Here is a 24,689-nt window from a genome sequence, read left to right on the forward strand (position 1 = left end):
GTAAGCACCTTGCCCTTGCCGCCGCCGAATTGATTGCCGACCAGGCCGCCCGCCGCCGCGCCAACCAGCGTGCCGGCGATCTGGTGCTTGTCCTTCGGCTTGTCCTCGACCCGCACGCGGTGGCAGACCCGATGCGGATGGTCGCTGGGGCGATCATTGTCCTGGGCGGAAACAGTGCCGATACCCGTCATCATCAAGCATGCGGCCAATGCGAGGCTCGCCGACATACGCGTCTTCATGCGCCATCACCTCTGTTGGAAGTAAGCGCATTATTTTTCGGCAAGGGTGAGCAATGAGTCGTTGGCTTGTGAGCACGTTCAGGTTTTGCCATCTGTCTGCCCTTAATGCACCATTCCATGGGCAACGATGGCCGCACGCAATTCACGCGACAGTTCATCCACCGTAAAAGGTTTAGTGATGAGGCGCACGCCCGGATCGAGCACGCCGTTATGCACGATGGCATTGCGCGAATAGCCGGTCATGAACAGCACCGCCATGTTGGGCCGCATGTCGCGAATATCGTCGACCAATTGCTTGCCGTTGATGCCCGGCATCACTACATCGGTCAGCATCGCGTCGATGTGTCCATCCTTGGCCAGCGCGCTGCGCGCCGATTCGGCGTTGGCGGCGGCGATGGCCTGGTAGCCAAGGTCCTGCAGCACCATCACGACAAACTCGCGCACATCCGCATCGTCTTCCACCACCAATACTTTGCGCTGCGGTTGGAGCGGCGCGTCCAGTGCGGCGGGCGCTTGGGCTTGCTCTTCCTTACTGGCCGTGTCGCGCGGCAGATACAGCTTGACCGTGGTGCCTACACCCAGCTCGCTGTAGATCTTGAGGTGCCCTTGCGATTGCTTGATGAAGCCGTGCACCTGGCTGAGCCCAAGACCCGTACCGTGCCCGACCTCCTTGGTGGTGAAGAAGGGTTCGAATGCCCGGCTCAAGACCTCGGCCGACATGCCGGTGCCGGTATCGGTAATGGCGATCATCACGTATTGCCCTGGCGTTACGTCGTTATGCGCGTCGGCATAGCTGCGATCCAGAAATACGTTGGCCGTCTCGATGGTGAGTTTGCCGATGCCTTTCATGGCATCGCGCGCATTCACCGCCAGGTTGAGCAACGCGCTTTCCAGCTGCGGCCGATCCACGTACGCCCGCCACAGCCCACCGCCCTGAACCGTTTCGATCTGGATATTTTCGCCGAGCGAACGATGCAGCATTACCGAAACATCCTGCACGCATTGATTGACGTCCACCGGCTTGGGTTGCAACGACTGTTGTCGCGAAAAAGCCAGCAGCCGCTTGGTCAGCTCGGCCGCGCGTTGCGCACCGGTCAAGGCGTTGCTGGCGAATGTGCGACAACGGTCTTCGCTCTCCGGCAGGCGCCTGAGCAGTATTTCCAGGTTGCCGACGATGATCGCCAGCATGTTGTTGAAATCATGCGCGACGCCACCGGTCAGCTGGCCCAGCGCTTCCATTTTCTGCGACTGCCGCCATTGCTGTTCGGCTGCCTCCCGCTGCACGATTTCCTCGCGCAGCACGCGATTCTTGTCGCGCATGTCCCACGCATAACGGCGTGCCTTCCATACCACGATGCAACCCAGCAGGCAGGTCAGAAGGGTCAGCAGCACCGCTACGGCGGTGAGCAAGCGGTGATGCATCGCCGCCGCCGAACTGCGCTCGCGCAGCATCTCCAGTTCGCTGCGATCGAAATCGGCAATCAGCTCGCGAATGCGCTGAATCAGATGGCGGCCAAGATGGGTGTTGACCAGCTCCATCGCCGCCTCCGCATGCCCGCTCTGGCGTTGCTGGATGGTGCTGGACAGCTCGTCCATCTTCGCGGCAATGGCAGGATAAAGCTCGCTCAGCTGCTGCTGATGTACCGCGCTCTGTTCGGTCAGCTGGCGCAGCTGGCCTTCCAATACGGGCAGCTCGGTTTTCGCCTGGAAGAACGGAACGGTGTAGCTGACGTCGCCGGTCAACAGATAGCCGCGCTGACCCGATTCGGCTTGCTGCACGGTGACCAGCAGTTGTTGCAACGTCTGGCGCACCAGCATGGAATGCTCGACCAGCCGATCGGCGCCCGAACTGGAAAATGCCGCGATGATCACCAGCACGCACACGCACAGCAGCAGTACAAATGCGCCGACTAGCCCGAGCCGGATACGTACCCGTGCTGATTCGTGCTCCATACACCAAAGCCTTTAGTCAGAACTGACTCAAGCCGGATTGCAGGCTCGCATCCCATGCAGTTACGCGTTTCCCACCTTCATGCATCCATGCCAGCCAGTCGATGCTTGCACACCAGCTTTGGCTCATGCTTCTTCGGTAATGGCCGCCAGCAGGGTTTTGCGGTCAAAAGGCTTGGACAGGTATTTCATCCACGATTGGAGTTCTTCTTCGGGCGGCTCGCTTTCGCCGGACATCACGATCATCGGGCACTTGAGGCCCTCGTCGTGCATGGCCTTGCCCATCTCGATGCCGCTCATCCCCTTTTTCAAATTGAGGTCGGTCACCACCACGCCAATGTCGGGGCGCACCGAGGCCACCTGCAAAGCCTGTTCGGGACCGGCCGCTGCTACGACTTCGTAACCGGCGTCCTCGAGCATGAATGCGGTCACTTCCAGCACATCCCGGTTGTCGTCTACGAGCAGAACTGTCTTCATGCCATCCCCACCCGACTGCATATGCCGAATCCGGCGATCCGCCGAACGGTATTCGGCGCCAGTACAACGGACAATGAACATCTTGCTGATAGGGCGACAATAACCAAAACGGCGACGCGACTTGTGAAAGCCGGGTCAACGCGGGCGTCTGCATTCGTCAACGGAACGCATTCGTTCACGCACAGGCAACTTATGCCTGACTAGTTTGTTTTGGCCGTAAATAGTTTCGGGTGTAATGACCCATATGCTCAAACGCATAGGCTGGATCGTGTTTGTATTGCTGCTGGCGGGGTTCATTCTCGCCGGTGCCTATCGCGCGATGCGCCATGAGGAAGCCCGGCCGCCGACGCCACATTCGCCGCCTTACCGTTGACGGCCCCTTACCACTGTTCCATCCGCTCCGTGCGGGTATGTTCGGCATGCGGATAGCGCTTCAGCGCATGCATGTCGGCGCTGCCTTCCTGCACCGACGCGTAGGCATTTTCGATCACTATGCGTGACAACCTGGAAAGACGGTCATCCAGCAAGGCGCGCTCATATTTCGCCTTGATGCGCTCCTCGCAGCGCTCCACCTCGTCGATCAGTGCGCAGTAGCCGTAATCCATGAGCAGGCGAAGGTTGCCGAACAGGCGCAAAGGATGGGGTGACGGCATGCTCTCGCCCTGCGGATTGCCGGTGATGGCCACCAGTTGGTCCTGCAACTCCTCAGCAATCAGCTTACGCTGGACTGACAGATGTTCGAACAGGGCGCGAATCCTCGGATTACCGACATTACCCGCCACCTTGTGGTAGTGCCTGGCGCTATCCATCGTCGCTCCGATGAGGCCATTGAGAATGTTGATGTCACCATCCGCGTTCATGAGCTTTTCTCCCCACACCAGAACGCTGATCTTGAATGCACGCCCGTACATGGCGGGCGGAAACAAGGTGAAAATTTTCAGCTTGCGACGTATGTGATGGGAAAGATGAAAAGGGTTGCCGAGCCTTTGAACATGTAGGCTGGGATGAAATCCCAGCTCATTTTGGCTCTTTATGCTGGGATTTCATCCCAGCCTACGCGGCTATTGATGCGTCGTCCCGACTTTCGCCGGGACGACGATGTATCAGCATGATGCCGAATACCGAAGTGTTACCCAGCTGTTACTAATGCCCCGCCGTCGAAGGCGTAGCCGGCGATGGTGCGGTGCCGTTCGTAGCCGGCGGCATGGCAGCGGTATGCGCGGGTGCTGGTGTGGCAGGTGCCGGCGCCGCCGGGCTATTGGCCGTGGAAGGATTCGCCGGCGCATTGGGGTTGTTGCCGTTTTCACCATTGTTGCTGCAACCGGCGAGGGCAAGTCCCAGGCAGGTGGCAGCCAGAGCAAGTGTCGTGCGATTCATGAGATTTTCTCCTGACGTGACATGGAAATTTTCGCGTCGAGCCAAGTGGATCTGTAATCGTGCATCGCCGGATCAACTGCATCTCATTTGACGATTACAAGACTCACCTTGATCCCCTTGTATGCAAGATTTCGTGGAGTAATTGTCAAAGTCCTGTTTAAAAAAACCGAATAAACTCCGACAACCGCCCTCTTGACCCCTTAAAAGCGGGCCTTTCATGAATAGAGCCTCAGCGCATCGGTTTCCTCCTTCTGGCAGCTGGCAGCCCATTGAAGCGGCTGCTTCGCCTCACATCAGCAACGACCGGGCCAAGGTACATACCCGGTCCACCGTAAACCCGTATTCCCGCACCACCCTTTCGCCTGGCGCCGAGGCCCCGAAGCGATTGACGCCCAGCATGGCGCCACGCGGCCCGATGTATTTATCCCAGCCTTGCGTCACGCCCATTTCCACCGCCAGGCGCGCCTCGATCGAGGGTGGCAACACTTTGTCGCGCTCGCTTTGCGGCAAGGCTTCGAACAGCTCATGGCTGGGCATGGAAACGCAGCGCACGGGAATGCCCTCTTCGCCAAGGCGCGTGGCCGCGGCCAGAATCAACGGCACTTCCGAACCGCTGGCGATCAGGATCAAGGAAGGCTTTCCCTGCGGTGGATCGGCCAGCACGTATGCACCCTGGCGCAGGCCGTCGGCAGCGCCATAACGGCTGCGATCAAGCGTCGGCAACTTCTGCCGGCTCAACGCCAACAGCACCGGACGATTGCGCGTTTCCACGGCAACTTTCCAGGCCACCGCCGTTTCATTGGCATCCGCCGGGCGAATGACGATCGTCTCGGGTATCGCCCGCAATGCAGCGAGATGTTCCACCGGTTGATGGGTGGGACCGTCTTCGCCTAGCGCAAGGCTGTCATGCGTAAACACGTGCACCACGTGCAAGCCCATCAACGCAGCCAGGCGGATCGGCGGGCGCATGTAATCGGAAAACGTGAGGAACGTCGCGCCATACGGAATGAAACCACCATGCGCGGCCAGGCCATTGACGATCGCGCCCATCGCATGTTCGCGCACGCCGAAATGAATATTGCGGCCGGTGTAATCGCCATGTTCGATCGCCGCGTCGCGCTCGCCGGTTTCACCGGTACGCGGCGGACGGAAATCGCCGAACTTGCTCAACGCGGTCTTGGTGGAAGGATCAAGATCGGCCGAGCCGCCCACCAGCGCGGGCAATCGCGGCGCCAAGGCATTCATCACCTTGCCGGAGGATTCGCGCGTGGCCAATCCCTTCTCGTCCGGCGGGAAAGTGGGGATATCCGCATCCCAGCCTTCCGGCAAACCATCGCGCAAGCGCGTGTCGAATTCCTGATGCAGGTCGGGATAATGATTCTGGTAATCCGTGAGCAGTTGCGTCCATGCGTCTTCCTGCTCATGACCGCGTGCCGGCTGCTTGCGCATGTGCGCGAACACCTCATCTGGCACCAGAAAATCAGGCTCCAACGGCCAGCCGAGTTTTTCCTTGGTCTTGCGTACGTTCTCTTCGCCAAGCGCCGAACCATGCGCTTTGTAGCTGTCCTGCTCGGGCGAACCAAAACCGATGTGGGTACGCACGCGAATCAGCGAAGGACGCGCCACCTCGCGGCGCGCCTGGCTGATCGCCATGTCGATCGCGTTCAGGTCATTGCCGTCTTCCACCGTGGTGGTATGCCAGCCATAAGCCTGGAAACGCTGCACGCGATTTTCCGAAAAGGTGACGTCCGTGCTGCCGGCCAGCGTGACGCTGTTGTCGTCATACAGCACGATCAGCCGTCCCAGTTTCAAATGGCCGGCCAGCGAAGCCGCTTCCGAGGCCACACCTTCCATCAGGTCACCGTCGCTGGCGAGTACATAGGTGTAGTGATCAAACAGCCTGTACGCATCGCGGTTGTAACGTGCCGCCAGTTGCGCTTCGGCAATCGCCATGCCGACGGCATTGCCGAAACCCTGCCCGAGCGGCCCGGTGGTGACTTCCACGCCGGGCGTCACGCCGCGCTCCGGATGTCCAGGTGTCTTGCTGCCCCATTGGCGGAACTGGCGAATGTCATCCAGCGTGATGCCGTAGCCGCTCAAAAACAGCAGCGCATACAGCAGCGCCGAACCGTGTCCGGCCGACAGCACGAAACGGTCGCGATCGGGCCAATGCGGATTGAGCGGGTTGTGCTTGAGGTAGCGATCCCACAACACGTACGCCATCGGCGCGGCGCCCAGCGGCAGGCCGGGATGTCCGCTATCGGCTTTCTGCACCATGTCGACGGCGAGAAAACGAATCGTGTCAATGCACTTCTGATCGAGATCGGGAGACATGATGTCGTTAGTCGATCGAACGCGGATCAGATGCTGTCGGCCGCTTTGCAGGCTTCATGCCCGCAACTGCATTGCGTGGTTTCGGCGCGCAGCTTGTCAGCCTGGCTGCAGTGGTCGCTGCAATACTCGCCCAACTGCGCCACCTTGCACTGGCATGGCCCATAGGCACATTTGTGATCGATCTCCATGCGGATATCGCCTCTGGTCTCAGGGATGCTTATGAACACGCACCATGCAATGGCGCCGGTTTGCCTGAAGTGAAGATTGGATCGCCGTCATGGCGACATGCGCGTCATGATTCATGCAAGTCGATCGATGTGACGCAACGCTGTACAGCACGTTGCATCGGCGTGAACAGTTTCCGTCACACGCTGACCACGCGAACGGATGCTACTTTCCGCGCCTGCAACACCAGTCCGCATAAGCACGCTGCTGCACTTATTACTGATGGTGACAGGTATTGGCACAGCACAACGGACGTGCCACCCCCTATGGCAAGGAGGCCTCGTTCTTCTCGGTGTTTCGTTGATCGCCGCGTGTGCGCCGCCTGCGCGGCCGCCGCAGTTCGCGCCGCGCCAGCAAGTGCCGTTGGCAGGCACGCCCACCGGCACGGCGAACTGGCCGCAGCAGCAATGGTGGAAGCGTTATCACGATCCGCAACTCGATCGCCTGATGGCGCTCGCCACCCGCGACTCGCCCGATCTGCAGCAAGCGCAGGCGCGCTACACCGCCGCGGAACGTGCAGTCGATACGCAAAAAGCGCAGCTCAATCCGCAGGTACGCGGTTACTTCAGCGGTGCGCATGCCTACAGCAAGATCGTGACGCATGCGAAATCCAGCAGCGGCAGCAGCGGCGCGCAAAGCATCAACCTCAATCCCAGGCACAGCTGGGCCAACGATGGTCTCGCCGCCGCGCTGTTCACCTGGGACCTGGACCTGTGGGGCAAGCAGAAAGATGCCGTGGCGCAGGCGATCGGCCAGGCCAATGCGGCCAAAGCCGAACGCGCCATGGCAGCCAACTCATTGCACTACAACGTGGCGCGCACGTATTTCGATTGGCAAAGCCAGCAGGCTCGACTGCAACTGGCCACGCAGGCCACACAGGATGCATCGACCTATCGCAACCTGGTGGCAATGCGCGTGCACGCCGGGTTGGACGATCCGCAAATGCTCGACCAGGCCGATGCGCAACTGGCGGCACAGCAGCGCGACATCGCCACGCTGCAAGGCGCCAGTTCGCTCGACCTGGTGCAACTGGCGGCCGTGGCTGGCGTTTCCGCGCAGGAACTCGGCACGCTGCAAGCACACGCACTGCCCGTTCCCGATACCAAGGTGCCGCCTTATGCCGGCCTGGAACTGATCGCGCGGCGGCCGGACATCGTCGCCAATCGCTGGCAGATCGAATCGTCCATCAAGGGCATCGATTCGGCACGCGCCGCTTACTATCCCGACGTCAGCTTGCTGGCGCTGGGCGCGTATCTGCGCATGTATCCCAATCTAGGCTCCGGCACGCGCGCCAACATCGGACTCGGCAATGTGGGCGCTTCGGTCAGCCTGCCGATCTTCAGCGGCGGACGCTTGAAAGCGCAGCTGGAAAGCCGGCAGGCAGAACTGGATAACGCGGTTGCCACGTACAACAGCACCGTCGTGCAGGCCGCGCACGACGTCGCGCAACAGATCGCTACCATGCAGCAACTGCAGGCGGAGCAGGTCCAGACCGATCGCCAGTTCGCCGACGTCAGCGCACAAGACCAGCGTGCGGACCGACGCCGCCAACAAGGCCTGGATGACGATCGCAGCTGGCTCAGCCTGCAGATGCAACTCGCGCAGCAGCGCGATGCGCAAGTGCAGGTAAGCAGCCAGCTGCTGACCGCCAATCTCGCGCTGATCTACGCGCTTGGCGGCGGTTATCGCGACACCAACGTACCCACGCTGCCCTCCGGCCCGACCGCACAGGATGCTTCGCGATGAGTCCGGCGCAAGACAATCACGAACACGACGACGAAAACCCCGGTGAATACCGGTACCGCTACAAATATCTGTACAAGTACGGCGACGAAAAGGACGAGCCCAAGAGCGGCGAGGACAAGAAAAAGGAGGAAGAGAACAAAAAGCAGGAGCAGGACAAGCAAAAGGAACAGGATGCCGAGCAACAGCGCAAGAAAAAGCGCAAGCGCATCATCGTGATGAGCATCATCGCCGGCGTATTCGTGCTGGCCGGTCTCACTTGGCTGCTGCTCTACATTTTCGTTTTCAGCCAGCGCGAAAGCACCGACGATGCCTACGTGCGCGGCAACATGGTCACCATCTCGCCGCGTGTGCCGGGCACGGTGGTGGAAATCGCCGTCGACGAAACCGAGCGGGTGCGTGCGGGCCAGGTACTGATCCGCCTCGATCCCGCCGACGCGCAGGTCACCTTGATGAACGCGGAAGGCCAACTCGCCCAGGCCGTGCGCAACGCGCAGCAGGCCATCGAGCAGGCCGCCGAGGCGGATGCCGCCGTGACGCAGCGGCGCGCGCAGTACGAAACGGAACGCGACGATTACCAACGCCGCTTCCCGTTGGTCAGCGCGCATGCGGTGTCCAAGGAAGAAGCCTATAACGCCGGACGCCAGATGCGCGCCGCGTATGCCGCGCTTCAACAGGCCCAACACCAGGCCGCCGCCGCGCATGCGCAAGTCGACGGCACGGACGTACGCAGCTTTCCTGCCGTGGTACAGGCACGCGCGCAATTCCGCAATGCATGGATCAACAACAATCGCGACGCCATCGTCTCGCCGATCGACGGCATCGCATCACGTCGGCAGGTGCAGGTCGGCCAGCGCGTGCAACCAGGCCAGGACTTGCTCACCATCGTGCCGCTGACCGATCTGTGGGTGGATGCGAACTTCAAGGAAACCCAGCTGCAGAACATCCGCGTCGGCCAGCCGGCAACGATCACCACCGATACCTATTCGCACGCGACGTATCACGGCAAGGTAGTGGGCTTCAACGCCGGTACCGGCAGCGCGTTTTCCTTGCTGCCCGCGGAAAACGCCACCGGCAACTGGATCAAGGTGGTGCAGCGCCTGCCGGTGCGCATCTCGCTCGATCCGAAGGAACTCCAGCAACATCCCTTGATGGTCGGCCTGTCCACCGACGTCAAGGTGGATACGCACAACCGCCAAGGCACGATGCTGCAAACGCAGGTGCGCACCAAACCCTTCATGAGTACCGACGTCTACGAGCGCGAGGTGCACGATGCGGATGAGAAGGCGCAGCAGATCATTTTGAAGAATTCGGTGGAGGAGCCGTGATATTCGCGTTTCCCACCGCAGTCCACGTAGGCTGGGATGACAATCCCAGCAGCTTTTACCCCCTTCATGCTGGGATTTCATCCCAGCCTACGTGGCCGATGCAAAAAGCAGAATGGATTCCCGCATTCGGGAGAATGACGGCGAAGAAATGCGCGCATCAGAGGCCATAACCCATGGCTGACGACGCCAAACCACCTTTCACCGGCGGCGCGCTCGTGCTGCTTACTGCCGGTGTGGCGCTCGCTACGTTCATGGAGGTGCTGGACATCTCCATCGTCAACGTGGCCGTCTACACCATCTCCGGCAATCTTGGCGTCAGCCGCGTCGAAGGCACCATGGCGATCAGCGCCTATTCGATGGCCAGCGCGGTGATGCAGCCGCTCACCGGCTCCATCGCGCGGCGCTTCGGTGAAGTGCGTACGTTCTCTTCATCCGTGCTGCTGTTCGTGGTGTTTTCTTCGCTATGCGGCCTTTCACGCAGCATGCCGATGCTGATCGTCTTCCGCCTTTGCCAAGGCGCCGTGTCCGGCCCGATGGTGCCGTTGTCGCAAACCTTGCTGCTCAACAACTATCCCGCCCAAAGACGGCCGATCGCCTTGGCGCTGTGGGCGATGGTGGTCGTTGTGGCGCCTATTTTCGGACCGATCCTGGGCGGCTGGATCACCGACAACTACAGCTGGTCGTGGGTGTTCTTCATCAACGTGCCGGTGGGGCTGTTCGCGTTTCTGATCACCTGGTCGATGCTGCGCGATCGCGAAAGCAAGACCTCGGTAGTGAAGCTGGATGGCCTTGGCTTGTTCCTGCTGGCCGTTGGCGTGGGCTGTCTGCAGTTCATGCTTGACAACGGCAACGACTACGATTGGTTCTCGTCAAAGATGATCTTGACGCTGGCATTGATCGCTGGTGTGTGCCTGACCTTCCTGATCGCCTGGGAGCTGATGCACGATCAGCCCATTGTGGATCTCTATCTTTTCAAGCGCCGCAATTTCGCGATAGGCGTGCTGTGTCTGTTCTCCGGCGTCTTTTCGTTCTACGGCGGCACCGTGGTGTTACCCAACTGGGTGCAGGAAACCATGTCGTATACGGCGACATGGGCGGGCTTTGCGGTGGCACCGATCGGCATACCGGCGATCTTCATGTCGCCCTTGGTGGGACGTTATCAGCACAAGTTCGACATGCGCCTCATCATTACGATTGGTTTTGCGATCTTTGCTTCGACGTCTTACTGGATGGCCCACATCAACGCGGACATCAGCTATTTCAAGCTGATGCTGCCGCGCCTGGTGATGGGCTGCGGCATTGCGCTGTTTTTCGTGCCGGTCAACCAGGTCATTCTCTCCGGCCTGCCGCCCGAGAAAGTCGCCAGCGCGTCGGGCCTGGCCAATTTCTTTCGCACGATCGCCATCAGCGTAGCCACCGCAACCAGCACCACGCTGTATACCCATCGCAGCATCTTTCACCACGCCATCCTCACCGAGCACACGCATACCGACGCGCGCGCCACCACCGAATGGTTGAGCCGCATCCAGCAGCTTGGCATACAAGGCAAATCGACCTATGCCGCGTTGAATCAGCTTGTGAACAAGCAAGCCAGCACATTGGCCATCAACGACGTGTTCTGGGGTTTCAGCCTGATTTTCGGCTTCGCCATGGTCGCCATCTGGTTTGCAAAACCGCCGTTCGAAACAACTGCCAAGGCAGGTTGATGCAAACCACTGACACATAGGCGACGGCAAAGAGGAACTGCTGCGCGCCATCGGTCGCTGCATCGCGCAACTCAGCCTGGGCGACAGCTATGGATCGCGCGATTGAATGAAGGCGCGATTGAATCCAGGCGCGTTGGCGCCGGCATCACACGCGATCCGGAATAAAGAGCGCATCCCCGCAAGAGGGAGGCCGTCATGGCACGTCCCATCTGGACCGGCAACCTGACCTTTGGACTGCTGAACGTACCCGTCTCGCTGATGTCCGGCGAGCGCGGTACCGATCTGCATTTCCGCATGCTGGATAGCCGCAACAAGGCACCCGTGCGTTACGAGCGCGTCAATGCGGAAACCGGCGAGGAAGTGCCATGGAAGGAAATCGTCAAGGCGTTTGAATACAAGAAAGGCAACTACGTGGTGCTCGAACCGGAGGACATCAAATCCGCCGCGTCGGAGAACCGTGAATCGGTGGAAGTGGAAGCCTTCGTCGACGCCGCCGACATCGGCGCGGAATATTTCGAGAAGCCTTATATCCTCGTGCCCGGCAAGAAAGCCGAGAAAGGTTATGTGCTATTGCGCGAAACCTTGAAACGCACCGGCAAAATCGGCATCGCCCGCGTGGTGATCCGCACGCGCGAATACCTTTCCGCGGTAATCCCGCGCGAACATGCCTTGATCCTGGTGCTGATGCGCTTCCAGCAGGAGCTGGTCGACGCCGATGAGTTTTCCATCCCCAGCGAAGACATCAAGAGCTACCGCATCAGCGAACGCGAACTATCGATGGCCGAGCAACTGATCGAATCGATGACCAGCACGTGGGCGCCGGGCGAATACAAGGACGAATTCCGCGACCGGCTGCGCAAGGTGATCGAACGGCGCATAAAGGCCAAGGGTGCGTTGGCGGAAATCGAAGAGCCGGCCGAAGAGGAAGCCGAGGCCGCCACCAACGTGGTGGATTTCATGGCATTGCTGAAGAAGAGCATCGATACGAAGAAGCGGACGCCGGCGAAGGTGGAGGCGAAGCCCAAGTCGCCGGGGCGTGCGGCAAAGAAGGGCAAGGCGGCGAAAAAGCGTGGGGCGCGGCGCAAGGCGAGTTGACAGACATTCGCCGCCACGCCTGAAACATCGTCGTCCCGGCGAAATCCATGTATGCGGCAAGCGCGTAGGCTGGGATGACATCCCAGCTTCAATGCCGCCTGCAGATGCTGGGATTCCATGCCAGCCTACGAACGAGCTACGACGGGCGAGGAGCACTGCATGGCAAAAACCCGCATCGGCATCTCCGGCTGGCGCTACGCTCCCTGGCGCGGCGTGTTCTACCCCGACGGCCTGCGCCAGCGCGACGAACTTCATTACGCCTCGCGCCAATTCAACACCATCGAAATCAACGGCAGTTTCTATTCCCTGCAAAGTCCTGCCAACTATCAGCGCTGGTATGACGAAACCCCACGCGGCTTCGTCTTCGCGGTAAAGGCGCCGCGCTATGTCACGCACATCAAGCGTCTGAAAAACGCCGAACAAGGCCTGGCCAATTTCTTTGCCTCCGGCGTGCTGGCCTTGAAGGAAAAATTCGGCCCCATCCTGTGGCAATTACCGCCCAGCCTGCGCTACGACGAAGAGAAACTGGAATCGTTCCTCCAGCAACTGCCGCGCAACAGCGAAACCTTGGCCGACATGGCGCGCGAGCATGACGGCACGGTCGAAAAAGTGATCGTCAAGGCCGATCGCAAGCGCACTATCCGGCACGCGATGGAAGTGCGCCATATCAGCTTCGTCAATGAAACTTTTATCGCCCAGTTGCGCCGTCACGACGTGGCGCTGGTAGTGGCCGACACTGCCGGCAAATGGCCGTTCCTGGAAGACGTCACCGCGAGCTTCATGTACCTGCGGCTGCACGGCGACAAGGTGCTGTATGCCAGCGGCTACAGCAATGCCGCCCTGACTCGCTGGTGCAAGCACATCGATGCATGGCGCAAAGGCAGCGAACCGAAAGACGCCACGCGCTGCAGCGACGAGAAGCCGCGCAAGCGGGCCAGCCGCGATGTGTATTGCTATTTCGACAACGACACCAAGGTCAAAGCGCCCTTCGATGCACGCAAGCTGGCGCAGAAACTTTCGTAGGCTGGGGTGCGAACCCCAACGTGGCGTACGGTCCGCGGCCATGTTGGGTTCGCACCCACCCTATGCGCCTACGCGGCCTGAACGCCGGTTCTGCCCAACATCCTGGTCACATTCACTTGCCTTATCGTTGACATATCCCGTTGCAAGGTCTTCCTTCGACGGGCCGCCGCGGCGGAGCAGACGTGAGCCTTCGGGAATATCAACGCAAACGCAATTTCAAATCCACCCGGGAACCCAAGCCGGATGCGGCCGTTCCTGAGGGCAGCCGTACGCTGTTCGTGGTGCAGCTTCATCACGCCAGGCGGCGGCATTTCGATTTTCGCCTGCAAGTAGGCAATGCATTGAAAAGCTGGGCAGTGCCGAAAGGGCCGAGCTATAACCCACATACCAAGCGCCTTGCCGTGGAAGTGGAAGATCATCCGGTGGCCTATGCCGATTTCGAAGGCGAGATCGAGGAAGGCTACGGCAAAGGCCATGTCGATCAATTCGATCGGGGCGTGTGGTCCACCGACGGCGATCCGATGGCGCAATTGAAGAAAGGCCATCTGCGCTTCGAACTGTTCGGCACGCGCCTCAAGGGTGGCTGGCATCTCGTGCGCAGCGGGCGCAAAGAACGCCAGCAGCCCTGGTTTCTGATCAAGGACGACGATGCCTTCGCCAGCGACGTCGAAGCCGATGATCTGCTGGATACCAAGATGCGCGAAAGCACGCGTAAAGCGGCCAAATCCGAAAGCGCGCGCATCGCGGCCAAGAAATCCACCGCGCGTGTGCGCAAGGCGCCGGCTGCACGCAAGCTCGGCAAAACCTCGCTGATCCATCAGGCCAAGGCATTGCCGAACGCGAAAAAAGCCGCCGCCAGTGCCGAGTTCTTTGCGCCCGCGCTGACGCAGCTGCGACTGGAGCCGCCACCCGGCGACAACTGGATCCACGAGGTGAAATGGGACGGCTACCGCATCCTCGCCACCATCGCCAAGGGCAAGGTGGCGCTGTGGTCACGCAACGCCTTGCGCTGGGACGACAAGGTTCCCGACATCCTGCAGGCAGTCGACGCACTGGGGCTCGATTCGGCGCGACTTGATGGCGAATTGATCGCTACCGACAGCCAAGGCCGCAGCGATTTCAACGCGCTCCAGAAAACGCTATCCGGCGAAGCACAGCATCCGCTGGTTTACGTGTTGTTCGACCTGCCCTATTTCGAAGGCTACGACCTTGCACGCACACCGCTGCTGGAACGCAAGGCGCTGCTCGAACGCATGCTGGGCCACGGCCGCAGGCACCTGGCTTTCAGTTCCCACACGCAAGGCGACGGCGTGGAAGCCATGCAGCGCGCGATGGACTTCAAGCTGGAAGGCATCGTGTCCAAGCGCATCGATTCGGGCTACCACTCAGGACGCGGCGGCGACTGGATCAAGGTAAAGCGCCTGGAAGGCGATGAATTTGCAGTGGTCGGCTACACGCCGCCGAAGGGCAGCCGCAATGGCTTTGGTTCCTTGCTGCTGGCCAAGCCCGATCCTGATCATCGCGACGGCTGGCTGTTCGCCGGTCGCGTCGGCACCGGCTTTACCGACAAATCACTGGCGCAAACCGCCGCATTGGTCACCAAGAACGCGTCACGCAAGACGCCGCCGAATCTGCGCAACATCGATCCGCTGTTGCGCGATGCGTGGTGGGTGCAACCGAGCCTGGTGGTCGAAGTGAACTATCGTGGCATGGGCAACAACAGCCTGCTGCGGCAACCCAGCCTGAAGACCTTGCGCATGGACAAGACACCGAACGATTTGCGGAATGCCGACCGCTCGCCCGCAAAAAAAGCATCGAAGCCCGCGAAAAAAGCACCGACCAAGACGGCGCGCACGCGCTCGACTTCCAACGATGCCGACACCAGCCTTGTCACCATCACGCATCCCGATCGCGTGGTCTTTCCCGGCGACAACATCACCAAACAGGACGTGGCCGACTACTACAGCAGCATCATGCAGTGGTTTTTGCCGAGCGTGCTGGGGCGTCCGCTTTCCATCATCCGTTGCCCGGAAGGCGCGGAAAAAACCTGCTTCTTCCAGAAGCATCCGGTGCAAGGCCTGCATCGCGTGGGCTTTGTGCGCCTGAAGGAAGAGAAAGGCTCGCAAGCCATCTACATCTACGCGAAAGATGCCAACTCCGTGATGGAACTGGTGCAATTCGGTACGCTGGAATTCCATCTGTGGGGCAGCATGGCCGACAACCCCGACAAGGCCGACCGCGTGGTGTTCGATCTGGATCCCGCACCGAAAGTCGGCTGGAAACGCGTGGTCGCCGCAGCGCGACTGCTCCGCACATGGCTGGATCGCATCGGCCTGGCATCATTCCTGCGCACCACCGGCGGCAAAGGTTTGCACGTGGTGGTGCCGCTCAATCCCGGTTGCCCATGGTCGCAGGTGAAGGATTTCTCGCATGCCGTCGCCAGCACCATGGCAAGCGCATACCCGGATGAATTCATCGACACCGCCAGCAAGGTCAAGCGCAGCGGCAAGATCTTCGTCGACTACCTGCGCAACAGCCGCGGCGCCACCAGCATCGCCAATTATTCGCTACGCGCGCGCAAAGGCGCGCCCGTCGCCGTGCCGCTGCGCTGGGAAGAACTGGCGAAGATCGAACGCGGCGACGCCTTCAACATTCACACCCTTCCCAAGCGCCTGGCGCGGTTGCGCAAAGACCCGTGGGAGGGTATCGACACCATTGAGCAATCCTTGGATACGGCACTCGAAACCTTGCACAAGCAACAGTGACTGTTCCATCCATCGCGGAGAACCACTCATGACGACCACGCTTGAAAAACCCCTGCGGCGCGAAATCGACGTAGAAGGCCAGCCTTACACGGTAGTGATGGATGCGCAGGGATTGAAGATCACGCGTAAAGCCCACCGCAGGGGCATCGAGTTGAAGTGGGCCGATCTGATCAATGGCGATGCGGCGGTGGCGGCGGCGTTGAATGCGTCGGTGGGTGACGAGCAAGGATGACGCAACGCACGCTTCGTAGGATGGGTTACCGGGACGTGATCACCATTCCGACGTAGCTTGAAAGTCCAGTTTTGCCGGGGTCGCCCTCTCCCCTGCGGCAACAGGGGAGGGCTGGGGTGGGGTTGCTTGGGCTTTAGCGTGCAGCCGAACGTCACGATGAATATTGGCGGCATGAACCATGTGGCGACACACGGCTTACAACGACGTGTGCATCCCGCAGCTCGCTTCGCTCACACCCCACCCTCACCCTCCCCTGCACGCAGGGGAGGGAACTGATTTACGGCGCTGTGTGGCTCTCGAGCCCGATGTAATCAAGAGACAGGACTTGATCCGGGGGTAACTCAACCTACGCCCGCTTCCTCGTTCTCGCCGCCTTCTTCGCCGCAGCGGAACGACCACGCGTACCCTTCGTACGTGCTGCCTTCTTCGCCGCCGCCGAACGCGACGCGGAACTACGCTTGGACGCCGCGCGCTTGCCCTGCTTCGACAACGCACGCTTGGATGCCGCACCCCGCCCTTCCCGACGCAAGGCCCGCGATGACGCGCTGGCACGCTTGGCGCTGGAACGTTTGGTCGTGGCGCGTTTGCGCGACGCGGATTTTCCCGTGCTGGCGCGCTTGCGGCTCGAGGCCTTTTTACTGGAGGCTTTCTTGGTCGACGACTTCTTCCGCGGCACCTTCACGCCGGCGCGCCGCGCCTTGGAAAGCCCGATGGCGATGGCCTGTTGCGGCGACCGTGCACCATGCTTGCCTTTTCGCACGTGCTCGATTTCTTCATGCACATATTCGCCGGCCTGGGTACTGGATGACTTGCCTTGGCGCTTGTCTCGGGCAGCTGCTTGCCGCGTCTTTTTCTCGGGCATGTCGTATCTCCGGTGTGAGCAGACACAGCCAGCTTTACTCGCGCGCGCGTCGACACGTTGTCAAAGCCATGCGCTATTCCTGCTTGCGAATAAGCGTGATGCGTCCATTCGGTTCCAGTCTTGCGATGCTGATGCTCTTGGTGTCTTCGAGCCCCGCCGCATGCAGGGCGCGCCGAAACGCAGCCTTCGGCAAGCACACGCGTTCCAGCGATCCGGGCACCACTTCGCCATCGTGCACCAGGATGGTGGGACGCCCTTCGACGAAACGATTCAACCAGGGCGAACGCGTGCATGCCCACGCCACCGCGCGATCCGTCGCCAGCATGGCCGCCACGGCGATCAGGCCGCCCTGAAACGAGCCATCGTGGCCCACGATGGAATTGCGCAAGACACCGCCGACCAGGACCAGCACGATGATGTCGAAGGTGGACATATCGCCAAAGGAGCGCTTGCCGACGATGCGCATCATGAACACCGCCGCGAGATAGGCGGCGATACCGCGCCATACGAATTGCCACCACGGCATGGCCATATCAAATGCACTGCTCATGAAAGAAACTCCTTCGCGGCTTTCCGACGGGATATCACTATCGCCCTGCCCCTTGTGAAAAACCGTCGAAACACCGTGAACGCCACTGGCAAGCAGCTAAATCGATGCGGCTGCCATCACAAGGATTTCGTTCCCCGTGCACGCGGGCTCGCTCACAGTGGACGCCATCGTTGCAGCCGGCGAGGCAGCACCTATGAACCGCATTCCTACGACACGGCGTGCACCGACTATCCATGCGGAAGTCCCCGCACCGGACCCGATCAAACCGCCGGCGCCTTCGCCATCGCCCGACATCCCCGATCCCGACCCTCAGCCGCCATTGCCTACGCCGGAGCGTCCGCCGCTGACTGATCCGGAACCACCGCCGGCACCGATCGGCGACCCAGTAGGTACGCCCCCCGTGCCGCAAGCGCTGATTTGAACAGCGTAGGTTGGGGTGCGAACCCCAACATCGCCATGCCGAGCATCACGCCATGTTGGGGTTCGCACCCCAACCTACGCCGCGAACTACAACGCGTTCGCCATCGCCAGGTGGTGCTGCAGCGTTGGCAATGTCTGCGTCGCGAACGTTTTCAAGTCGCCATCCATGCCTGATGTGGACTCCGTCTGGAACAACGCCACCGCATCGCGATGGTCTTTCACCATCATCTGCGTATACGCGGTATCGAAATCCTTGCCATGCAACGAGCGCAGTTTGGCGAGATTATTCTGCTGATCCGTCGTGGGTGACATCGAGATGGTATAGCCGTCTTTCTGCGCCACGGTTTTCAGCTCATCGTTGGCTTTGCCGTGGTCGCGAATCATGGTGGCGGCGAAAGACTTGACCTTGCTCGACTGTGCCTGCGTCTGCGCCAGGCGTGCCGCCATGATTTCCGTATCGCCGGCGGCGGAGGCCGCGGTGACAAAGCGGACGTCCTGCGCCGTATGCGTGCCCACGGCGCCCGTGGCTGGCGTGGATGCCTGGGAAGCGCCGCTCTGCGCCCAGGCGGGCGAACCCATCGACAACATCAGCAACGGCACGAGGGAAAGTTTCAGCGGTGACATGTTCATCTCCAACGCATGGGTCACGCATAGTTAGCATCGACGGCGTGACTCGCATGTATCTCGCATGTATCGATCGAGAGAACTTGCGCATGCGCGATTCATGCTGCGTTCGTTTCCATGCTCACGTGCAAATTATGTTCAAGGTTCTACAGTGCCATGTAGTGGACGTCATGGAGCATAGTCATGACCGAACTTGTCGTTGCCTGTTTTGACACGCAATTCGATGCCAACGCCGCCGCCGAAAAGTTGTTGTCCCGCGGACTTCGGCGTGAACAAATCGTCCTGAGCTTCGACGAAAGCGTCGGACATTCACCTTCCAGTTCAAGTGCGCCGACCACGGTGATATCGGAGGCCAGCCACACCGGACGCATCGACACCAGTACCGGCCACGACAAACCGAAGCGTGCCTCGTCGTCCGATCGCACACCGATGCAGTTGCCCGATCCCAGCCTGATCGGCCATTCCACCCTGGTGGTGGAGCTGCGTGGGGAGATGTCGATGGATGACGTGTGTGCGCTGCTTGATGGTGCTGGCGCCAGCTCCGTGCGTTCGCACGAACAAGGCCAGCGGCGCCGCGAAGATCCCGCCATGTGGCCATCCGTCGGACGCGGATCGCAGGAGGACGTGCAACGCAGCGTCGATGCCGCCAAAGGCGGTTCGACCTTGGGCGCGCGGCGCTCTCGTTAGCGAGTCGTCATCGCGGTCATTGCCGCGCTTCCAGGCGCATGCCGCGTGGCGTAAGCCAGCGCTCCACGCCTTCAAACAAGCCTTGCACGACCAGCGCCATGCATGCGGCAGGAATGGCACCTTCCAGAATCAAGCCCGTGTCATCCAGGCGAATGCCGGTGACGATGGGTTGACCGTAACCGCCCGCACCAATCAGCGCACCCAATGTCGCGGTGCCGACGTTGATGACCGCAGCGGTCTTGATACCGGCCAGGATCGAGCGCGTTGCCATTGGCAGTTCTACCTGGCGCAAGCGCACGCCGCGCGGCAGACCCAAGGCGGCGGCCGATTCGCGCAGATCCGGCGGAATGCCGACCAGCCCCGTGTAGGTGTTGCGCACGATCGGCAGCAAGCTGTACAGGAACAAGGCGGCAATCGCCGGCCACGTGCCGATGCCGAAGAACGGAATCATGAATACGAACATCGCCAGCGACGGAATGGTCTGCAACACGCCGCTGAGTGCCATGACCAGCTGACCTAGTCGTTTTGCGCGCGCCGCGAACACGCCCAGTGGAATCGCAAGCAGCACCGCGGCGATCAGCGAGATCAGTACCAACCGCAGATGCTCCACGGTTCGCTGCCACAATCGCGTCCATAGCCCTGCGCCATCGCCATCCGCTTGCACGCCGAGGAAATCCGCTGCGACGACGGTTTCTTTTTCGCCATGCAGTTTCACCATCGCGTTCATCTGCCGCATCGCGTCCGCATCGATACGGCCAGCGAGCTTGTTCAGCACCTCGACGAAGACCGGCGCGCGTTGTTGCAGATCGAGACGATATAAATAGACGGCGTCGTAATGCGGAAAATAATGCCGGTCGTCATCGAGCGTGCGCAGGTGGTAGTAGGGAATCTCCGCATCGGTGCTGTAGAGGTCGATCGCATCCACCGCGCTGCTCGCCAGCGCGCGATAAGAAAGCGCGTGATCCAGGCCGCGCACCTGCTTCTGCGGCAAAGCGTAGCGTTGGCGCAAACCCGGCCAGCCATCGCTGCGCGCCATGAATTCGTTGGAGAAGCCAAAGCGCAGTTCCGGGTGCGCAGCCAGACCCGACAGGCTGCGAATGCCCAACTGCGCGGCGCGATCCGCGCGCATGCCGATGGCATAGGTATCGTTGAAACCCAGCGAATCGGTGATGCCGATGCCGAGCGGCTTGAGCGCAGCGCGCAGCGTGGGAATGTCCGCATCCGGCGGCACGTTCTTCAGCAACTCATGCGTGAGCGTGCCGGTGTATTCGGGATACGCATCGATATCGCCGTGCTGCAAGGCGCTCCACAGAATGGCGGTGCCGCCCAGCTCGCGCTGATGCACCGCTTGCACGCCTGCCTGCCGTGCCGCCAGGCGCGCCATTTCGCCAAGGATCACCGATTCGGTGAATTGCTTGGAACCGATGCGCACTGGCGCCGCATGCGCATAGGCCGGCAGCAGCAACAAAGCGGTTATCGCCAACCACACGCGCTTCACGGCGACACCCCTTGCAGCGTGCGCTGCGCGGCCACGAAACGCGTCACGAAGGGATCGGCCGGGCGATGGCAGAGATCATCCAGCCGTCCATCCTGCACCACCTTGCCGTTGCGCATCAGCACCAGGCGATCGGCAAACCACGCGGCTTCGGCCATGTCGTGCGTCACCACGATCACGGTCTTGCCGAGCTGGTTGAAGATGGTCTTCAACTCGTCTTGAAGTTCATGGCGCACGATCGGGTCGAGCGCGCCCAGTGGTTCGTCGAGCAGTAGCGCATCGGGATCGAGCATCAGGCCGCGCATCAGCGCCACGCGTTGACGCTGGCCGCCGGACAGTTCGGCGGGATAGCGTTCCAATACGCCTTCCGGCAAGTGGGTCAGTGCGGCCAGTTCTTCCGCGCGCTGGCGAATACGCTCGCGGCTCCAACCCAGATGATGCGGCAACAAGGCCAGGTTGCCCAATGCAGTGAGGTGCGGAAACAGGCCGCCCTCCTGGATCACGTAACCCACGCGCCGGCGCAGCGCCAGCACCTGCGCCTGTTCCAGGCGCGATCCCTCCACCCAGATCTCGCCGCGGTCCGGCCATTCCAAGCCGAGCAGTACACGCAGCAAGGTCGACTTGCCCGAGCCGCTGCTGCCGATCAAGGCAGTGTTGCTGCCGGCGGGAAAACGCAGGCTGACGTCGTCGAGCGCAATCACGCTGCCATAGCGCTTGCTGACGCCGCGGAGCTCGAACGCTTCGGAGGAGGCGTTGCTGGTGGGAGGCATGCGGGGATGGTCTGGCAGTGGGAGCCGCATTGTAGGCTGGGATGGAATCCCAGCATCGCTACCGGCACGAACGCTGGATTTCATTCCAGCCTACGCGATCCGTCGGGCCGTGGGCGACTGAAAGACCAATGTTGCATAGCAGCATGTATCCTTGTCGCATGCCCAGCCACCCCGCCCTGCTCCACTACTGGCGCCGCCTGCGCGGCTCGGACCGCTTCGCCGAATGCCAGCGCGTGCTGCTCGCGCTCGGCGGCGTCATTCTCTATTGCCTGTGGCGCAACCAAGCCGCCGCGATGATTCCCGCCATGCTCGGCGTGATCGCCTGCGCGCTGGCCGAAACGGAAGACCATTGGCGCAATCGCTCACTCACCCTGCTGGTCACGCTGTGCTGTTTTGCCGGCGTGGCGTTTACGGTGGAATGGCTATTGCCGCATCCATGGCCGTTCGCATTCGCGCTGGCGGCGATGACCTTCGTGCTGGTAATGCTCGGCTCGATCAGCGCGCGCTACGCCACCATCGCCGGCGGCACGCTGATTCTGGCGGTGTACACCATGATCGGCACGGACTCGCCGCATCCGCCAGCGTCGCTGCTGACCGAGCCATTGCAATTGCTGGTGGGCGCCGCCTGGTACGGGCTGCTCTCGCTGCTGTGGAGCGTGCTGTCGCCGCAGCTTGCCGTGCGCCATGCCTTGGCGCGCGTGTTCGACGCGCTCGCCGATTATCTGGAAACCAAGTCCGCGCTGTTCACGCCCGTGCACGGCATCGATCGCGACGCGCTGCTGCTTACGCTGGCGATGCAGAACGAGCACGTCGTGGAAGCGCTCAACGACACCCGCATCGTGCTGATCGACCGCATCGGCATGCGCCGCCCGCGCGGCGCCACGGCGGCGCGCCTGCAGCTGTACTTCAAGGCGCAGGACATCCACGAACGCGTCAGCTCTGCGCACTATCCGTATATCGAACTGGCCGAGGCGTTCTATCACAGCGACGTGCTGTTCCGCTGCGAACACATGCTGCGCCTGCAGGCGCGCCAATGCCGCGGGCAGGCCGAGGCGCTGCGCCTGCGCACTTCGCCCAGACCCGCCGCCGACCTGCGCACCGCGCAAAGCGATCTGCGTGATGCTATCGACGCGGTGCGCGGCACGATGCAGCCCGCATCCGAACAGCTGCTGCGCTCGCTGGATGCCCTGCTGCGCAATATCGCCGCGATCCAGGCATTGCTGGAAAACGAACAATCACCCATGACGCTCGACGGCGAAGACGGCGCCTTGCAAAACCCCGGCCCGCAAACCCTGGGCGAAGTATGGGAGCGCATCGCCATCCAGCTCACGCCACGCTCCTCGCGCTTCCGCCACGCGATCCGCCTGACGCTGGCGTTGACGGCGGGCTTCGGCGTGCTGCGCCTGGTTCATCCGCTGCACGGCTACTGGATTCTGCTGACCACCTTGCTGGTCTGCCAGCCGAGCTATGGCGCCACGCTTGCGCGCATGTTACAGCGTGTGTCCGGCACGGTGATCGGCGTGGTGCTGGGCTGGGCAAGCTTGCGCCTGCTGCCCGCCGAACCCTGGCCATTGCTGCTCACCGTGCTTTCCTGCGTGGTGTTCTTCGCCGCGCGCCTGCGCCGCTACACCCTCGCCACCGCATCGATCACCGTCTTCGTGGTGCTGTGCTTCAGTGAAGCCGGCCACGGCTACGACGTGATGTGGCCGCGCCTGCTCGACACCCTGATCGGCTCAGCCATCGCGGCGCTGTCGATCTATTTGGTGCTGCCGGACTGGCAAGGCCGCCAGCTCGATCAGGTGCTGTCCAACACGATGCGCAACGACGCGCGCTACCTGCAGCAGGTGATCGCGCAATACGTGCATGGCAAGCGCGACGACCTGCCCTACCGCATCGCCCGACGCGAAGCCCACAACGCCGATGCGGCACTCAGCGGCATGCTCGCCAACATGCTGCGCGAGCCGGGACGCCGGCAACGCGGCAACGAAGACCTGCTGCGCTTCCTCACCATCGCCCACACGATGCTTGGGCATATTTCCGCGCTGGGGGCGCATCGGCAGGCGATCGGGTGCGCGGAAGCGCGCGATACGGTAACGCTGGCGGGCAATCTGGTGGTTACACGGTTGGAGCAGTTGGCGGATGCGTTGGTGGCGCGGGTGGGGGCGTTCGCGCCGGAAAGCGAGGCTGAGCAGAGTGTGATGCCTGGCGTGGATGGGGCGGATGATGAGGTGGCGAGGTTGGTGTTGGGGCAGTTGGGGTTGATCTTGGCGCAGAGGAATCGGTTGGGGAGTGTGGTTTGCGATATTCGCAATGGATGATGTTTTCTTTGTTGCTGAAAGCGTTGGCATTGCGCGTTGTAGTTGTATCGCGTGGCGTTGAGCCATTGCCTGCGGCGCTTTCGGTCGCGGAGCGACCGAGTCACTTCTCTTTGCGTGCCAAAGAGAAGTAACCAAGAGAAAGGGCACCCCAACGGGTGCGCTTGGCAGGCATGCATGCCTGCCAAGTCCGTGAAGGGCCCGGGAAGAGCGAGCGCGCATCCATGCGCGCTGACACTGGCGCATCGCCGGTCATTGCACGGTATTGGCTTTTGTAGGCTGGGATGAAATCCCAGCATCGCCATGCCTATCCATGCGGGGATTTCATCCTAGCCTCCAATTTCATCCCAGCCCACGGGATATGACCCGGCTTGTTACAACCGGCCTTCGCTGGCGTTATCCTTGCCGGCCGTAGCCCTCCTGGGCATCCGTACTCCGCAGAACCCTCAAGGAATACCCATGGCCATCAATG

Annotated in this window: 22 protein-coding genes and 1 pseudogene; 11 read left to right on the top strand and 12 right to left on the bottom strand. The window is 61.4% G+C overall.

Going from position 1 to position 24,689, the window contains the following annotated elements:
- The 3 genes and pseudogenes from VJR68_RS21375 to VJR68_RS21385 form a co-directional block, all read right to left on the bottom strand.
- A pseudogene (locus VJR68_RS21375) lies at window positions 1–239 on the bottom strand (hypothetical protein); the annotation flags it as partial.
- Between the two features lie 102 nt (window positions 240–341).
- Complete coding sequence (locus VJR68_RS21380) at window positions 342–2,192, bottom strand: CHASE3 domain-containing protein (protein ID WP_324150892.1); 1,851 nt, start codon at window positions 2,190–2,192, stop codon at window positions 342–344.
- 123 nt (window positions 2,193–2,315) lie between these two features.
- Window positions 2,316–2,666, bottom strand: coding sequence for a response regulator (locus VJR68_RS21385; protein WP_324150895.1), 351 nt, complete (start codon window positions 2,664–2,666; stop codon window positions 2,316–2,318).
- 244 nt (window positions 2,667–2,910) lie between these two features.
- Here VJR68_RS21385 and VJR68_RS21390 point away from each other — a divergent pair, with 244 nt between their 5' ends.
- Window positions 2,911–3,039, top strand: coding sequence for a hypothetical protein (locus VJR68_RS21390; RefSeq protein ID WP_324150897.1), 129 nt, complete (start codon window positions 2,911–2,913; stop codon window positions 3,037–3,039).
- Between the two features lie 7 nt (window positions 3,040–3,046).
- Here VJR68_RS21390 and VJR68_RS21395 read toward each other — a convergent pair whose 3' ends face one another.
- From VJR68_RS21395 to VJR68_RS21410, 4 genes are all read right to left on the bottom strand, one after another.
- Complete coding sequence (locus VJR68_RS21395) at window positions 3,047–3,526, bottom strand: PA2169 family four-helix-bundle protein (RefSeq protein ID WP_324150899.1); 480 nt, start codon at window positions 3,524–3,526, stop codon at window positions 3,047–3,049.
- Between the two features lie 283 nt (window positions 3,527–3,809).
- Window positions 3,810–4,043 carry a hypothetical protein gene (locus tag VJR68_RS21400; RefSeq protein WP_324150900.1) on the bottom strand — a complete coding sequence of 78 codons (234 nt, stop codon included), beginning with the start codon at window positions 4,041–4,043 and terminating at the stop codon, window positions 3,810–3,812.
- A gap of 288 nt (window positions 4,044–4,331) precedes the next feature.
- Complete coding sequence (gene tkt / locus VJR68_RS21405; RefSeq protein WP_324150902.1) at window positions 4,332–6,377, bottom strand: transketolase; 2,046 nt, start codon at window positions 6,375–6,377, stop codon at window positions 4,332–4,334.
- Between the two features lie 26 nt (window positions 6,378–6,403).
- On the bottom strand, window positions 6,404–6,565 hold the full coding sequence (locus tag VJR68_RS21410; protein ID WP_324150903.1) for a hypothetical protein: 162 nt from the start codon (window positions 6,563–6,565) through the stop codon (window positions 6,404–6,406).
- 337 nt (window positions 6,566–6,902) lie between these two features.
- Between VJR68_RS21410 and VJR68_RS21415 the strand changes: the two genes are divergently transcribed.
- The 7 genes from VJR68_RS21415 to VJR68_RS21445 all read left to right on the top strand — a co-directional run bounded on the left by VJR68_RS21415 (window position 6,903) and on the right by VJR68_RS21445 (window position 16,494).
- On the top strand, window positions 6,903–8,348 hold the full coding sequence (locus VJR68_RS21415; protein ID WP_324150905.1) for an efflux transporter outer membrane subunit: 1,446 nt from the start codon (window positions 6,903–6,905) through the stop codon (window positions 8,346–8,348).
- Complete coding sequence (locus VJR68_RS21420; protein WP_324150906.1) at window positions 8,345–9,673, top strand: HlyD family efflux transporter periplasmic adaptor subunit; 1,329 nt, start codon at window positions 8,345–8,347, stop codon at window positions 9,671–9,673. Before VJR68_RS21415 ends, VJR68_RS21420 begins: the two co-directional genes overlap by 4 nt.
- A gap of 173 nt (window positions 9,674–9,846) precedes the next feature.
- Window positions 9,847–11,379: a DHA2 family efflux MFS transporter permease subunit gene (locus VJR68_RS21425; RefSeq protein ID WP_324150908.1), complete on the top strand. Its 1,533-nt coding sequence runs from the start codon at window positions 9,847–9,849 to the stop codon at window positions 11,377–11,379.
- Between the two features lie 195 nt (window positions 11,380–11,574).
- The gene (locus tag VJR68_RS21430; RefSeq protein ID WP_324150909.1) at window positions 11,575–12,474 is read left to right on the top strand and encodes a Ku protein; all 900 of its coding nucleotides are present in this window, start codon (window positions 11,575–11,577) and stop codon (window positions 12,472–12,474) included.
- Between the two features lie 159 nt (window positions 12,475–12,633).
- The gene (locus VJR68_RS21435) at window positions 12,634–13,497 is read left to right on the top strand and encodes a DUF72 domain-containing protein (protein WP_324150910.1); all 864 of its coding nucleotides are present in this window, start codon (window positions 12,634–12,636) and stop codon (window positions 13,495–13,497) included.
- Between the two features lie 182 nt (window positions 13,498–13,679).
- A complete protein-coding gene (gene ligD, locus VJR68_RS21440; protein WP_324150911.1) occupies window positions 13,680–16,262 on the top strand; it encodes a DNA ligase D in 2,583 nt (860 codons plus the stop codon).
- 28 nt (window positions 16,263–16,290) lie between these two features.
- On the top strand, window positions 16,291–16,494 hold the full coding sequence (locus VJR68_RS21445; RefSeq protein ID WP_324150913.1) for a hypothetical protein: 204 nt from the start codon (window positions 16,291–16,293) through the stop codon (window positions 16,492–16,494).
- 346 nt (window positions 16,495–16,840) lie between these two features.
- Here the strand turns inward: VJR68_RS21445 and VJR68_RS21450 are convergent, their stop codons facing one another.
- Complete coding sequence (locus VJR68_RS21450; protein WP_324150914.1) at window positions 16,841–17,356, bottom strand: DUF6496 domain-containing protein; 516 nt, start codon at window positions 17,354–17,356, stop codon at window positions 16,841–16,843.
- A gap of 73 nt (window positions 17,357–17,429) precedes the next feature.
- Window positions 17,430–17,906, bottom strand: coding sequence for a DUF421 domain-containing protein (locus VJR68_RS21455; protein WP_324150916.1), 477 nt, complete (start codon window positions 17,904–17,906; stop codon window positions 17,430–17,432).
- A gap of 193 nt (window positions 17,907–18,099) precedes the next feature.
- Here VJR68_RS21455 and VJR68_RS21460 point away from each other — a divergent pair, with 193 nt between their 5' ends.
- Window positions 18,100–18,327, top strand: a complete 228-nt coding sequence (locus VJR68_RS21460; RefSeq protein ID WP_324150918.1) for a hypothetical protein — start codon at window positions 18,100–18,102, stop codon at window positions 18,325–18,327.
- A gap of 86 nt (window positions 18,328–18,413) precedes the next feature.
- Here the strand turns inward: VJR68_RS21460 and VJR68_RS21465 are convergent, their stop codons facing one another.
- Window positions 18,414–18,950 (bottom strand): DUF4142 domain-containing protein, encoded by a 537-nt coding sequence (locus VJR68_RS21465; protein WP_324150920.1) that lies wholly within the window; start codon window positions 18,948–18,950, stop codon window positions 18,414–18,416.
- 183 nt (window positions 18,951–19,133) lie between these two features.
- On the opposite strand from VJR68_RS21465, the gene VJR68_RS21470 reads away from it, so the two are divergent.
- Complete coding sequence (locus VJR68_RS21470; RefSeq protein WP_324150921.1) at window positions 19,134–19,637, top strand: hypothetical protein; 504 nt, start codon at window positions 19,134–19,136, stop codon at window positions 19,635–19,637.
- 16 nt (window positions 19,638–19,653) lie between these two features.
- Here VJR68_RS21470 and VJR68_RS21475 read toward each other — a convergent pair whose 3' ends face one another.
- Window positions 19,654–21,135, bottom strand: coding sequence for a glycine betaine ABC transporter substrate-binding protein (locus tag VJR68_RS21475; RefSeq protein ID WP_324150922.1), 1,482 nt, complete (start codon window positions 21,133–21,135; stop codon window positions 19,654–19,656).
- Entirely contained in the window at window positions 21,132–21,902 is a 771-nt protein-coding gene (locus VJR68_RS21480; RefSeq protein WP_324150923.1) for an ATP-binding cassette domain-containing protein, read from the bottom strand. The genes VJR68_RS21475 and VJR68_RS21480 overlap by 4 nt, the downstream gene beginning before the upstream one ends.
- Before the next feature lie 158 nt (window positions 21,903–22,060).
- Between VJR68_RS21480 and yccS the strand changes: the two genes are divergently transcribed.
- Window positions 22,061–24,220, top strand: coding sequence for a YccS family putative transporter (yccS, locus tag VJR68_RS21485; protein WP_324150924.1), 2,160 nt, complete (start codon window positions 22,061–22,063; stop codon window positions 24,218–24,220).
- Window positions 24,221–24,689 lie beyond the last annotated feature (469 nt).

It is taken from the genome of Dyella sp. (assembly GCF_035277725.1).
GTDB lineage: Bacteria > Pseudomonadota > Gammaproteobacteria > Xanthomonadales > Rhodanobacteraceae > Dyella_B.